Raw genomic sequence first — 13,836 nt, forward strand, 5'->3', positions numbered from 1 at the left:
GGTTTCCGCCGGATTGCCCGGCCCAGGTCCGCATCGATCGCCGATTGCCGGCGCGGGTGGCATGGGCCATGCCCGGAATCTGCAGGGCAAAGCTATATTAGCCGGACGTACCGGCCCGTCCGCACAAGGGAGTATTGTCATGACCCGCACGCTTTTCAGCAACGCGCTGATCTTCGACGGCGTTTCGCGCGATCTGCGCGAGGGCCATGTCCTGGTCGAAGGCGGCACGATCCGCGAGGTGAGCGACGCGCCGATCACGGCTTCGGCCGATGTCGAGATCGATGCGCGGGGGCGCACGCTCATGCCCGGCCTGATCGACCTCCACGTCCACATCTGGTGCGCGGACATGAATGTCGTGAAGCTCGCCCAGATGCCCACCGAATATTATGCGATGTTCGCCGCCAATTTCCTGCAATCGGCGCTCGACCGCGGCTTCACCACGCTGCGCGATGCGGGCGGCACCGATGCCGGCTTCGCGATGGCGATCGAAAAGGGCTTCATCAAGAGCCCGCGTTTCTACCATAGCGGCCGCTACATTTCGCAGACCGGGGGGCATGGCGATTTCCGCGCCGGCCACGAACAGCATTTTTCGGATTGCATGTGCTGTCCGCCGCGGCACGAACGGTTCACGGCCATTGCCGACGGCGCCGATGCGGTGCGCAAGGCGGTGCGCGAGGAATTCCGGCGCGGCGCCAAGGCGATCAAGATCATGGCGTCGGGCGGCGTCGCCAGCCCGACCGATCCGCTCGACAAGCTTCAGTTCACCGATGCCGAGATCCTCGCCGCGGTGGAGGAAGCGGAGATGCGCGGTTCCTACATCTTCGCCCATTGCCATCCCGATGCCGCCATCCGCCGCTGCTCCGAGCTTGGCGTGCGCTGCATCGAGCATGTCACTCTGGTCACGCCCGAAACCGCGGCGATCATGGCGAAGAACGGGACATATGGCGTGCCGACCTTGGCTGTCGTCCGAGCCTTTTACGACGATGGCCCCAAATTCGGACTGCCGCAGACGGCGGTGGACAAGATGCAGAATCTGCTGGAGGCGATGACCGATGGTCTCGTCCATATGAAGAAGGCGGGGGTGAAGATCGGTTTCGGCACCGATCTGCTGGCCGAACATCATGACCGGCAGGGCATCGAGTTCGCGCTGCGTGCAGAAGTATTGGACCCGTTCGACATCCTGATCTCCGCGACCTCGGTCGCCGCGGAGATCCTGATGGAGGAAGGCCGGCTGGGCGTCATCGCTCCCGGGGCCCATGCCGACATGCTGCTGGTCGACGGCAACCCGATGGAGGATATCACGGTGCTGGGTCAGGACGGCCGCAACTTCCCGATCATCATGAAGGCGGGTGCGTTCCACAAGAACCAGCTATAATCGTCGTTTCATGGCTGGCGCCGCCCGTGGCCACGCGAATTCGCGGGGCGGAAGCGACACGAAGGATGCCGCACAGGGATAGCGGCATGCGCTGAATCGCAGGTCCGCTGACGACACGCTGTCCCGGGACAAGTTTTTTTCGTCCCCGGCCCTCGGAAATCGCTTTGTCCCGCGTCCCTCTTATGTTGAGCTGTTGCAAAGAGGGCAGGAGGGTCGGTCTACGGTCGCGCGCAATTCGCCTGAGCGGGTCGCCTGGGTGGGGAGCCATATCGTTCCCCACGAGGCCGATCTGCGCGTCTGGCTTCGGCGGACCGGTATGCCGGTGCACGAAGTCGACGATGTCGTGCAGGACGCCTATGTGCGGATCGCGCAGCTGGCGGGCGTGGAGCATATCCGCAACCCGCGTTCCTATTTCTTCATCACTGCCCGATCGGCGATGGTCTCCCGCATCCGGCGCGAGCGGATCGTTCGGATCGACAGCATGAACGATATCGAGGCGCTTGCGGTAGAGGATATGGCACCGGGACCGGAGCGCCAGCTTTCCGGCCGGCAGGAACTGGAGCGGGTCGGCCGGATGATCGAGGCGTTGCCGGAACGCTGCCGGGAAATTTTCCGGTTGCGCAGGATTGAGGGCGTGCCGCAGCGCGAGATTGCGGCGCGGCTGGGGATTTCCGAACATGTGGTGGAACAGCAGGCGGTGCGGGGGCTGAAGCTCCTCGCGGCGGCGCTCACCGAAGGCGACGGGACGGCGGAGCGCCGGCCCGCGGGCAAGAAAGAGGCAGATCAAGATGTCCGGCACGACTGACGACGAAGCCCGGCTGTGGGCCGTACGCCTCGAAGCCGGCGGCATGAGCGGCGATGACGAGGCGGCCCTGGATCAATGGCTGGCCGGCGACGATCGGCGGCAGGGCGCATTGCTGCGCGCGCAGGCGATCCTGTCTTATTTCGAGCGCGGCCGCGCGCTTGCGGGCGGGCGGCCGGCCGCCGACGCGCCGGCGCCGGTCGCGGTCGTGGGCCAGGAGACGGCCAAGGACGGTCGTCTCTCGCGCCGACAATTGCTCGCCGCGTCGCTGGTCGGCGGCCTGACGATGGCGGGCGGCACCGGCCTGTGGCTGAGCGAGCGCCGGCCGCGGATCGAAACCGCAGTCGGCGAGGTGCGGCGCGTGGCGCTCGCCGACGGATCGGTGGCGACCGTCAATACGGCGAGCCGTCTGGTCGTCGACATGGGCAAGGAAAGTCGCAAGATCCGCCTCGACGAGGGCGAGGCCTGGTTCAAGGTCGCCCATGATCCGGCGCGTCCCTTTCTGGTCGAGGCGGGCGAGGTGCGGGTGCGTGCGGTCGGCACCGCATTCTCGGTTCTCCGTGACGGCGAAGGCGCCGACGTGCTGGTCACCGAAGGAATCGTCGAAACCTGGCTGGTCGGCCGCGAAGCGGAATCACGGCGTATCGACGCCGGGACGGCGGCGCGGGTCAGCCTCGCTTCAGCGGAGATCGAGACGGAGGCGGCGGCACCGCGGATCGAACGGGCATTGGCCTGGCGACAGGGAGAGATCGCATTCGACGGCCAAACGCTTGGCGAGGCAGTGGCGCAGTTCAACCGTTACAACCAAACCAAATTGCTGGTCTCCGATCCGAAGCTCGGGCGTGAACCGGTGGTTGGCTATTTCAGCGCCACGGATCCGATCGCCTTCGCGCGCGCCTTCAGCCCTCTGGTCGGTGCCGAGGTGAAGGTCGCAGGCGACACGATCAGAATCGAAAAGAATGTGAAATAATTTCTGCGACAGGTCTCGGAACGCCGGAAGCCGAGCGTCCCAGAGTCAGAAGCGGCACGAAGCCGCGACTGACAGGGGGAATTATGCGAACCAATTTTCTGGCGACAGGTTTGATGTCGAGCGCGGCGATCGTCTGCACGGTCGCCGCAGCGCAGCCGGCTTTGGCTCAGACCAAGGCGTTCAACCTGCCGGCCCAGCCGGCCGCCCAGGGCATACCGGCCTTTGCCGCGCAAGCCGGCGTGAAGATCGTGGCCTCAGGGCGTCAGACGGCGGGCAAGCGGACGCGGGCGGTGCGTGGCGAGATGAGCGTCGATCGTGCGCTCGACCTGCTGCTGCAAGGCACCGGACTTACCGCACGGGCCACCGGATCCCAGACCTATGCGGTCGTCCCGCTCGACCGCGTGGCGAGTGCCGCGCCGGTCAAGCTCGCCCTTGCGACCGAACAGGCCCTGATCGCGCAGGACGACGTGCGGTCGACGGCGGGAGGCCCGGCCGAAGCCGTGGCCGATGCGGGTCAGGAGGATATCGTCGTGACCGCCAACCGGCGCGAGGAATCGGTGCAGGATGTCGCCAGCGCCGTAACCGCGATCGGTCAGGCGGAAATCGAAAAGCGCGGCATGGACAGTTTCGAAAGCTTCGCCCGCTCCGTGCCCGGGCTGACGATGAACCAAAGTGTCAGGAATCGCGCCGCCTTCAACATTCGCGGCGTCTCGACCAATCTCACGGGCAGCAACACACAGGACCCGGTCTCGGTCTATATCAACGAAACGCCGGTCTCTGACACTTTTGGCGCCAGTGTCCAGCCGGACCTGCGCCTGTTCGATGTCGAGCGGATCGAAGTCCTGCGCGGTCCGCAGGGCACGTTGTTCGGCTCCGGTTCCCTGGGCGGCACCATCCGGATCATCACCAACAAGCCCGACACAAGCAGGTTCGAAGCGGCTGGCCGGGTCGATCTCGGCACGACCGAACATGGTGGCATGCGCCAGCGCTATGACGCCATGGTCAACATTCCCCTCGTCGATGACACATTGGCCATCCGGGCGGTCGGCTATTATCGCGACGAGGAAGGCTGGGTTCGCAACGTCACGCTCGGCACGCGCAACGATACGGTCGATTGGGGCGCTCGCGTTGCACTGCGCTGGACACCGACCAGCAACCTGACCGTCACCGCCACGGGGATCCACCAGGAAAGCGATCCGGAAGATGGCGATTCCTGGAACCCCGCGCTTGGCAAATTCCGGCGTTCATCGGCGATTTCCGAAGGACGGCCGCTCAATCTCGACAATCTCAATCTTACCATCGACTATGACATCGATGGCTTTGCTACGCTCACCTCGTCATCGACCTATCAGAGCAGCAAGACGGCGGTACGGGGCGATTTAGGCCCGCTGCTTGGGGCAGGAACGCCCAACTTCATCAGCGACTCCGATCCGTGGGCGTCGCGTTATTATGTCCAGGAACTGCGCCTCGTCTCAAACACCCGATCGCGTCTGGAGTGGGTGCTCGGTGCCTTCTACATCAATCGCAGGACCGACGTCGATTACCTGATCACCGCGCCAGGGCTGGACGATTTCTTCGGGGGAATCATCGGCAGCGATCTATATTTCGCGTCGCCGATCACCACCAAGTCGAGCGAATTGGCGGCCTATGCCGATGGCAGCTACGAAATCTTCGATGGGCTGAAGATCCATGCCGGCGCGCGCGTTTTCCGGACCACGGCGGACTATATCGAAGATGGCCGGGTGGCGTTGAACTTCGGAACGCTCGCTTATGATCCGCCGCTCTTCTTCGCGAACAACAGCAAGGGCACCAATCTCACCTGGCGAGCGGGTCTTTCCTACCAGCCGGACAACGATCTGCTGTTCTACGGCAATGTCAGCAAGGGCTTCCGGGTCGGCCAGGTCAATGCCAATTTCGGGCCCAGCCCGGTTGATCCGACAGACTATGTCATCCCAGAAGGCTATGATCCGGATTCTACGATCAATTACGAACTCGGCGCCAAGACCAGCTTCCTGGACAATAGACTGACGGTCAATATCGCCGCCTATCATATCGCTTGGTCGAATATTCAGATCGACGGCACCCGCATCTCCGATTTTCGGACCTTCATCGCCAATGCCGGCAAGGCGCATATCACCGGCGTCGAGGCCGAAATCAATGCGAAGCCGGTGCGCGGCCTGAACCTCTATGCCACGGCGACGGTGCAGGGCGGAAAGATCGACAGCGTGCCGGCCGACATCATCGTGCCGGCGGCGGAAGGCGATCGTCTGCCAGGTCTCGCCAAGCTGAAATTGTCGGGTGGCGCGGAATATCGGTGGGATCTTAGTCGCAACTACGAGGCTTATGTGCGCGTGGATGGCCAATATACCGGCAAGACGCCCAATGATTTCGCCAATAGCGGCCTCAATCCTTTCTATGCGATCAACGATGATTTCACATCGATCGATGCGTCGATCGGTCTCGACACGGCTTGGGGCAATGTCGCCCTCTACGGCGAGAATCTGACCGACAATGATGCGATCATCCTGAAGACGTTGAGCAGCCCAAATCCATACAATACGCTGAGGCCGCGCACCTTCGGCATCCGCCTGACCTACCGGCATTGACGGGAGAATCCCGACGCTGGACTGTGAAGGCAAACCTATCAACAAGTCTCGAAGGGGGGGCAGGATGAAATTCAAAATTGGCCTGATGGGCTTATCGGCGATGATACTCGCGGCGCCGCCCGTGATTGCGCAGACGGCCCTAAGCAAGGCGGATTATGATCGCGCCGTGCGTTTCCTGCCGCAAAATGCGGAAAAGCAGGTTCTGAATGGCACGGTAACACCGCATTGGCTGCCGGGCGGCGATCTTTTCTGGTATCGTCGGCAGACCGCGCCGGATCGCGCCGAGTTCGTCATCGTCGATCCGGCCGCCGGCGGATCGCGGACCCCGGCCTTCGATCATGAGGCGATCGCGGCCGGGCTCGCCAAGGGGCTGGCCAAGCCGGTGGCGGCGGATCAATTGCCGTTCAAGGTCTTTCGCTATGGCGATGGCGGCGCGATCGAGGCGGTTGTCGACGGCAAGCTCTGGTCCTGCGCAGGCGTGCCCGTCGCCTGCACCAGCAGCGCAGCGCCGCCGCCGATGCAGACGGAAATCGCGTCGCCCGACGGCAAGTGGCTTGCCTTCGTCAAGGACAATAATCTGTGGGTCAAGCCGGTCGCGGGAGGCGAAGGCTTCGCGCTGACCAGCGACGGCATCGAGGATTATGGCTGGGGCACGCCGCCCGGCGTCAATTATATAGCGACCGCGATGAAGCAGGCCGGCGCCGGCTATCCGCCGGCTCTGCTCTGGTCGCCGGATTCCTCGCGCCTCCTCATCCATCGGGTCGACGACCGCAAGACGGGAGAGATGGGCCTGGTGCAGGCGGTGCCGCCGGACGGATCGGTGCGGCCGCGCGTCCATCGCTGGCGGATGCCCATGCCCGGCGATGCCAATCTGCCAATGACCGAGACCTGGATATTCGACGTCGCCAGCCGCAAGGCGGTCAAGGTCGATGTCGCGCCCGCGCCATTCGGGATTTCCTCGCCCATCGAGGGGGGCGAGATCTGGTGGACAAGCGACGGCAAGGCGATCGGGATGCTGACCCGCAATCGCTACCTCAAGAAGATGGATCTCTACAGGGTCGATCCGGCCAGCGGCGGCGCGAAATTGCTGGTGTCCGAAGAAGGAAAGACCTTCGTCGAGGCTGGCGGGCTGGGCTTCAAGCCGATGGCGCGGATGCTCGGCAATGGCGAGGTGCTCTGGTTTTCCGAACGCGACGGGCAGGGCCGGCTCTATCTCTACGGCGCCAATGGCAAGGTGAAAAAGGTGCTCGGCACGGGGCCGGGGCAGATCACCCGCCTGATCCATCTCGATGAGGCCAAGGGTCAGGCGATCGTCCGCGCCAATGGTCGCGACAAGGGCGACGATCCCTATGTTTCCAATCTATACCGGATCGATCTTCGTACCGGTGCAATGACGCGGTTGACGCCGGAGGATGGGGAGCATCTCGCCGGCAGGATGGACGGGTTGGCATTGGGTGCCGGCGATCCCTTTGCGCCGCCCGGGACGACCGATAGCGTCTCGCCGAGCGGCCGCTATTTCGTCGACAGCGTTTCGACCGTCGATACGCCGCCGGTGACATATCTCCGCCGCGCCGACGGCAAGTTGGTCACCTTGCTCGAAAAAGCGGACATCCGGCCTTTGAAGGCGGGCGGGTTCACCGCGCCGGAAGCCTTCACCGCGACCGCTGCGGATGGAACGACCAGGCTCTACGGCGTGATGTTGAAGCCGAGCAATTTCGACCCGGCCAATCGCTATCCGATCATCGACCAGATCTATCCGGGGCCGCAGGCGCGGCGGACGCCGAACGACTTCATGGGTGCGATATTCGATCACAGCTTCGCGCAGGCGATGGCCGAACTGGGATTCATCGTCGTGCTGGTCGACGGTCGCGGCACGCCGGGGCGGACCAAGGCTTTCCTCGACGCATCCTATGGCAAACTTGCCAATGGCGGCTTCCTCGAAGATCATGTCGCGGCGATCAAGGAATTGGCACGCAGCCGCCCCTGGATGGATGTCGACCGGGTCGGCATTTACGGCATTTCCGGCGGCGGAAACGCCGCTGCCCGGGCGATGTTCGCTTTTCCGGATTTCTTCAAGGTCGGCGTCGCCCATGCCGGCAATCACGACCAGCGCGGCTACACCTACATGTGGGGCGAATCCTATAATGGACCGATCGTTGGCGACAATTATGCCGCCACCTCGAACGCCGCGATCGCCAAGAATCTGACGGGCAAATTGTTGCTGATGCATGGCGACATGGATTCGAACGTCTCGCCCGCCTTGACGCTGCAGGTGGCGGACGCCCTGATCAAGGCGAACAAGGATTTCGACCTGATGATCATCCCCAATCTCGGCCATGCCTGGGGCAATTACGCCACCCGCATGACCTGGGATTATATGGTCCGCAACCTGATGGGCGCCGAACCGCCCAAGGAATATGCTTTCCCTGCTGAAGAGAAGTGATGTCCACCATGATGAAGTTTCTACCAGCGCTGATGGCCGCTGCCCTATGCGCAACCTCGGCACTCGCGCAAAGTCCGCTCGCCAAGCCCAATGACCGTTCCGGCCTGTTCGACGGCAAGACGGTGACCAGCAACGATTTGCGGCGGGTGCCGGTCGTGCCTGGCACCAATGTTCCCCAGGGCGCCATCGTCATCCGTAATGCGCGCCTGTTCGACGGTACCGGTGCCGCCGCCAGGACCGCCGATCTCGTCATCGAAGGGGACAGGATCACGCGCATCGCCAGCGGCGGGGAGGCGCCTGCCGGCGCCGAAATGATCGATGCGGGCGGCCGCACCGTCATGCCGGGGCTGATCGACCTTCATACCCATCTGACCTATGTCCACGCCTTCGGCCTGCCCGGGCCGGTGTCCGACGAGAGCCAGGCCGGGGCGGCGATCCGTGGCGCCGAGCGGCTGCGCTATTTCGCCGAAAGCGGGATCACGAGCGTTCGTGACGTCGCATCGCACGGCATGGCGCCATTCCTCCTGAAGAACGAGGTCGCATCCGGCGCGATTGCCGGCCCCCGCATCTTCGCCGCGGGGCAGCTGATCGTCGGCGAAGGCGGCCATGGTACCGAAGGCTATGCGATGGCGACCGCGCCCGCTTATCCGGATGCGGCGGTGCGCGAGGCCATCGGGCCGGACGATTGGCGCAAGGCTGTGCGCACCAATTTCAAGCGCGGCGCCGACCTGATCAAGCTTGCCAGCCATTTCAGCCAGGAGGAAGTGAATGCCGCCGTCGATGAAGCCCACAAACTGGGTCTGCGCGTCACGGTGGATTCGGAATCCATCTACACGAAAATGGCCATCGACGCAGGCGTCGACAGCGTCGAGCATCCGCTGCCGCGCAGCGACGAGACGGTGAAATTGATGGCGAAGAAGGGCATCGCGTCCGTGCCCACCTTCGTCCCCTATCAATACATCCTGGCCGGCGGGGGCTATAACGGATCGACCTCGCGCCGTTTCACCTTGTCCGACGAGTCGATCTTCGCGATGGGCGCGAAGCTGAAGGCGGCCGGCGTCAAGATGGGGATCGGCACCGACCTGATCGTCGATTGGCACCATCATCTACCCGACGCCTATATCCAGGAGTTGCGCAACTTCCGCCGCCTGGGCTATTCCGCTCCTGAAGCACTGGTTGCCGCAACCCGGACCGGTGCGGAAATCCTCGGCATGGACGATCGCCTGGGCACGCTACAACCGGGCAAGCTGGCCGACCTGATCATCGTCGACGGCAAGCCAGACCGGGATATCGAGGACCTGAAGAAGGTCGACCTGGTCATCGTCGGCGGCCGCGTCATCGTCCGCGACGGCCGCGCGACCCTGCCGCCGCGCATCGAGGAGAAGGCGCCTTTTTCGAGCTCGAAAGAGTGAGCGTGGCGCAAGCCGCATTCCGTGCTCGTGGATAGAAAATAGGCCCCATGCAAAATTAATCTCGCGGCCGCATACGGGAAATGGCTTTTCCTTTATCTTACCCTCCTAGACCGAGTGACGGACGAGGAGGGCTGCGGCCGCGAAGATGATCGACGCCGAGGCCATCGATGACTGGTTCTGCCGGGAGGTGCTTCCGCTCGAGCCCGCTCTGACGCGCTACATCCGTCGCAACTGGCGGCAGTCGGAGGATGTGTTCGATCTGCTCCATGACGTCTATGCGCTGGCGCTCGGAGGCGCGCGGAGCGGGCTTCCGGATTATACACAAGGCTATGTCTTCACGATCGCCCGCAACCTCCTGACGCAGCGGTCACGGCGAGCACGGATCGTCTCGTTCGAGTTGATCACCGACCTGGAAAGCCTGGAGCCCGACGTCGACATCTTCTCGGCCGACCGCAACATGGTGGCCCGCGACGATCTCCGCCGCGCCGGGGCGGGCATAGACAATCTGCCGCCGCGCTGCCGTGAAGTGGTGCGGCTGCGCAAGGTGGAGGGGCTCACCACCCGCGAAGCGGCGGATCGGCTGGGCGTCGGCATCGATGCGGTCGAGCAGCAATTGACCAAGGGCATGCGCGCGCTTGCCGATTTCATGCTGGGCGGCCCCGGGCACATCGCGCGGCCGTCGCGCCGGGAGAGGCAGGAGAGATCGAAATGAGCGGACCTGCCCATCGGGCGACCGATTTGGCTGCGCTGTGGATCCTTCGCCAGGAGGAGCCGGACTGGACGGCCGAGCAGCAGGCCGAGCTGGATGCCTGGCTGGACGAATCCCTGCTTCATCGCGCGGCCTATCTTCGGCTGCGCGAAGGCTGGCGGCGGGCCGATGCGGTCGCCCGCGACGAGGCGCCAGAAACGCCGGACGAAATCCAGCAGGCTGCGCCACGGCGATGGCAGCCATGGGCTATGGCCGCATCCATCGCCCTTATATTCGGCATTAGTGGCACGACTTGGTGGCGCGCTCCTGCGCCGGTGGCTCCTGTCAATTTTGCAACACCGATCGGCGGTCATCAGACCATCGGATTGGCCGATGGAAGCAGAGTGGAGTTGAACACGGCAACAGCCGTTCGCGCGGCCATCGACGGCGACATGCGCACGGTCTGGCTCGACCGCGGCGAGGCCTATTTCGAGGTCGCCCATCGGAATGGGGTGCCGTTCGTCGTTCATGCCGGCGTGCGCAAGATTACAGTTCTCGGCACGAAATTCTCGGTGCGACGCGAAGGTGACAAGGTGTCGGTCGCGGTTACCGAAGGCCGCGTACGTGTCGAGGATTTGAGTCCTGCCAAGGCGTCGCGGGCGGCCGTCATCACTGCGGGCGATCTGGCGATCGCGCGCGGCGGATCGACGCTCGTCGCCCTCGGTGCGAAGGAAAAGGTCGAAGATGCGCTCGCTTGGCGCGAAGGCATGCTCACCTTTACGAGCACGACTTTGGGGGACGCCGTGGCGGAATTCAGCCGCTATTCTTCCCGGCCGATCCTTATCCCCGACGCCGCGGTCGCCGCGATCCGGATCGACGGCGCCTTCGAGGCGGACAATGTCGACGCTTTCCTGCGGCTCCTGTCCGATGCTTATGGTCTCCGCGTCGAGCAGGATGCGAAGCATGTAAGAATTTCGGCATGACGCATACGGGTTTGGCGGCTTCGATTCTCTTGATCCACAGAACAGATGTTCAGGCTTTTCGGGGGACGCGGATCATGATCAGAACATTGGCAGCCGCTTTGTTGACGGGGACCTGTGTTGTCGCGACGGCGACACCGGCGGTCGCCCAGAGCCGTACGTTCGATATTCCGGCCGGAAGCCTGAAAAATGCGCTCGGCGCCTATGTCCGCCAATCCGGACGGCAGTTGATCTTTAAGGGCGGAGAGATGGGCGGCGTCCGTTCTAACGGCGCGCACGGGGCGATGTCGGCTGAGGCCGCGCTCAGCGCCGTCCTCGCTGGCTCCGGCTTCGTTGCCAAGACCGATGCGTCGGGCGCGGTTGCGATCGTTCGAGCTGCTTCTTCAATCTCCGAAAGCTTCCAGGGCAGAGGCGGAGTTGCGGTCGTCGAGGATGAGGTGGCGGACGAGGAGATCGTCGTCACCGCGCAGAAGAAGGTCGAGAATATCCAGGACGTGCCGGCGTCGATCAGCGTGATCGGCGGGCGGCGACTGGAACGGATCGGCGCGACCCAGCTCTCCGATTATGCCGCTTATGTCCCTGGCCTCGTCGTCGACGGTGGCGGCACGCCGGGCCAGACCCGCATCACGTTGCGGGGCCTTTCGCCGATCACTTATACCAGCATGATCGGCACCTATATCGACGACACCCCATTGGGCTCCAGCGCGGGCTGGGTGCAGGCGCCCTTATTCTCGCTCGATCTGATGCCCTACGACATCGAACGGGTGGAGGTGCTGCGCGGGCCGCAGGGCACGCTTTATGGCGCCAACACGATGGGCGGCCTGCTGAAATATGTGACGAAGAGTCCTGATCTCAACCGATTTTCGGGACGGGCCGGGGCGGAGGTTTCCACAATCGGCGGCACCGACGAGATTGGCTGGGGGGTGAGGGACGGCGCCAATGTACCGATCATTCCCGGCAAGCTCGCCGTCAGCATCAGCGTCTTCAATCAATACACGCCTGGCTATATCGACAATGGCATCACCGGCGAAAAGGACGAGAACGAGGTTGAGCAGACCGGTGCGCGGCTCGCCCTGCTTTGGCAGGTCACCGATGCGCTGAAGATAAGATTGTCGGCGATGGGCCAGAATATCGACGCCGACGGCAATGCGGTGGTTTCGCTGGACCCGGTCACAGGCGAACCACTCTTCGGCGACTTGACCGGCGCGCATGCGCTCGACCAGCCGTTCCGTTCGAAGCTTCGTCATTATGCGGCAACCATCGATTGGGATCTGGGTTTCGCCGATTTCACATCGGCCACCAGCTATTCCAACACCAAAGTGCACAAGGAGATCGACTACACGCTTTTGTTGGGTGCCTATTACCCGATCATCAGCGAGATCCTGCCCGAATTTTCGAACGGCGTCATCATTCCCGCCGGCATGGGCCTGTATGAGGTGAACACCGAGGTGAAGAAATTCACCCAGGAATTCCGCTTGGCTTCCCCTGGCGGCAAGCGGCTCGAATGGCTGATCGGTGCCTTCTATACCGACGAAGATGCGATCATGTTTCAGAACATTACCGCGATGGACACTCTCGGCGTGCCGGTCGCCGCTCCGTTCAATCCGTTCGGTCTCGCCCGCGTTCCCACCAAATATCGCGAGATGGCCGTGTTCGGCAATCTCACCTATAATTTCAGCGAGGCGTTCGACATCAGCTTCGGCGGTCGCTTCGCGAAGAACAAACAGGATTTCACGCTGATTTCCTCGGGGCCGCTGTTCGTCTTCTCCGGCGTGGACGGCACCACCATCGCGAATTCGAAGGAGGATGTTTTCACTTACTCCGTCGCGCCGAGATGGCATATCAGCGAAGATACGATGGTCTATGCGCGGGTTGCGAGCGGCTATCGGCCCGGCGGCCCCAACACGCCGATCCTCGGCATTCCGCCGCAGGTGGATTCGGACCGGATCGTCAATTACGAGATCGGCCTCAAGTCCCAGTTCCTCGATCGCCGTGCGATGGTCGACCTGGCCTTGTTCAGGATCGACTGGAAGGACATCCAGACCGACGCCGTGCTGGGCGTGATCAACTATCAGACCAACGGTGGCAGGGCGCGCAGTCAGGGCGTGGAGTTCAATGCTTCGTTCGCACCGTCCAGGAACGTCCGTCTCGGCATGAACACCGCTTATACCGACGCCAAGCTGATCGATCCGATACCATCGATCGGGGCTGCGGCCGGGGACCAGCTTTCCTACACGCCGCGCTGGAGCGGTGCCGTGACGGCTGACACCGATTTCCCGATCAGCGGCGAATGGACCGGCCAGGCCGGAGGCGGGTTGCGATATGTCGGCAAGCGGCGGGTTGGCTTTCCGGGAGGCGGGAGTCTGGTCGAGCTGGACGCTTATGCGGCGCTCGATCTTTATGCCGGCGTCTCGAACGACATATGGGGCGTGCGTCTCTTCGTGCGCAATGCCACAGACAATCGCGTCTATCTGACGCCGGCAACCTTTCCTGGCCAGATCGAAGCCGCAGTGCTTCAGCCGCGAACAATCGGCCTGGCGCTGGAAGCGAAATTCTAGAG

Annotated in this window: 9 protein-coding genes; all 9 read left to right on the forward strand. The window is 63.4% G+C overall.

The annotated features are described in order from the left end of the window. Window positions 1-139 precede the first annotated feature (139 nt). The 9 genes from RQX22_RS14225 to RQX22_RS14265 all read left to right on the forward strand — a co-directional run bounded on the left by RQX22_RS14225 (window position 140) and on the right by RQX22_RS14265 (window position 13,834). On the forward strand, window positions 140-1,375 hold the full coding sequence (locus RQX22_RS14225; protein ID WP_315727213.1) for a metal-dependent hydrolase family protein: 1,236 nt from the start codon (window positions 140-142) through the stop codon (window positions 1,373-1,375). Between the two features lie 193 nt (window positions 1,376-1,568). Next, a complete protein-coding gene (locus tag RQX22_RS14230; RefSeq protein WP_315727214.1) occupies window positions 1,569-2,180 on the forward strand; it encodes an RNA polymerase sigma factor in 612 nt (203 codons plus the stop codon). Then, a complete protein-coding gene (locus RQX22_RS14235; RefSeq protein ID WP_315727215.1) occupies window positions 2,164-3,147 on the forward strand; it encodes a FecR family protein in 984 nt (327 codons plus the stop codon). Before RQX22_RS14230 ends, RQX22_RS14235 begins: the two co-directional genes overlap by 17 nt. A gap of 83 nt (window positions 3,148-3,230) precedes the next feature. Then, window positions 3,231-5,753 (forward strand): TonB-dependent receptor, encoded by a 2,523-nt coding sequence (locus RQX22_RS14240; protein ID WP_315727216.1) that lies wholly within the window; start codon window positions 3,231-3,233, stop codon window positions 5,751-5,753. Between the two features lie 64 nt (window positions 5,754-5,817). Next, a complete protein-coding gene (locus tag RQX22_RS14245) occupies window positions 5,818-8,196 on the forward strand; it encodes a S9 family peptidase (RefSeq protein WP_315727217.1) in 2,379 nt (792 codons plus the stop codon). Between the two features lie 8 nt (window positions 8,197-8,204). Beyond that, window positions 8,205-9,608, forward strand: coding sequence for an amidohydrolase family protein (locus tag RQX22_RS14250; protein ID WP_315727218.1), 1,404 nt, complete (start codon window positions 8,205-8,207; stop codon window positions 9,606-9,608). 145 nt (window positions 9,609-9,753) lie between these two features. Beyond that, the gene (locus tag RQX22_RS14255; protein WP_315727219.1) at window positions 9,754-10,320 is read left to right on the forward strand and encodes an RNA polymerase sigma factor; all 567 of its coding nucleotides are present in this window, start codon (window positions 9,754-9,756) and stop codon (window positions 10,318-10,320) included. After that, window positions 10,317-11,279 (forward strand): FecR family protein, encoded by a 963-nt coding sequence (locus RQX22_RS14260; protein ID WP_315727220.1) that lies wholly within the window; start codon window positions 10,317-10,319, stop codon window positions 11,277-11,279. Before RQX22_RS14255 ends, RQX22_RS14260 begins: the two co-directional genes overlap by 4 nt. Before the next feature lie 74 nt (window positions 11,280-11,353). After that, window positions 11,354-13,834 carry a TonB-dependent receptor gene (locus RQX22_RS14265; RefSeq protein ID WP_315727221.1) on the forward strand — a complete coding sequence of 827 codons (2,481 nt, stop codon included), beginning with the start codon at window positions 11,354-11,356 and terminating at the stop codon, window positions 13,832-13,834. Window positions 13,835-13,836 lie beyond the last annotated feature (2 nt).

Source organism: Sphingosinicella rhizophila (assembly GCF_032378825.1).
In the GTDB taxonomy this organism is placed as follows: Bacteria; Pseudomonadota; Alphaproteobacteria; order Sphingomonadales; family Sphingomonadaceae; genus Allosphingosinicella; species Allosphingosinicella rhizophila.

What these genes read in the sequence shown, in the direction of transcription:
- RQX22_RS14225 (WP_315727213.1), top strand. Translation starts at nt 140, where the DNA reads ATGACCCGCACGCTTTTCAGCAACGCGCTGATCTTCGACGGCGTTTCG.
- RQX22_RS14235 (WP_315727215.1), top strand. Translation starts at nt 2,164, where the DNA reads ATGTCCGGCACGACTGACGACGAAGCCCGGCTGTGGGCCGTACGCCTC.
- RQX22_RS14240 (WP_315727216.1), top strand. Translation starts at nt 3,231, where the DNA reads ATGCGAACCAATTTTCTGGCGACAGGTTTGATGTCGAGCGCGGCGATC.
- RQX22_RS14245 (WP_315727217.1), top strand. Translation starts at nt 5,818, where the DNA reads ATGAAATTCAAAATTGGCCTGATGGGCTTATCGGCGATGATACTCGCG.
- RQX22_RS14250 (WP_315727218.1), top strand. Translation starts at nt 8,205, where the DNA reads ATGATGAAGTTTCTACCAGCGCTGATGGCCGCTGCCCTATGCGCAACC.
- RQX22_RS14255 (WP_315727219.1), top strand. Translation starts at nt 9,754, where the DNA reads ATGATCGACGCCGAGGCCATCGATGACTGGTTCTGCCGGGAGGTGCTT.
- RQX22_RS14260 (WP_315727220.1), top strand. Translation starts at nt 10,317, where the DNA reads ATGAGCGGACCTGCCCATCGGGCGACCGATTTGGCTGCGCTGTGGATC.
- RQX22_RS14265 (WP_315727221.1), top strand. Translation starts at nt 11,354, where the DNA reads ATGATCAGAACATTGGCAGCCGCTTTGTTGACGGGGACCTGTGTTGTC.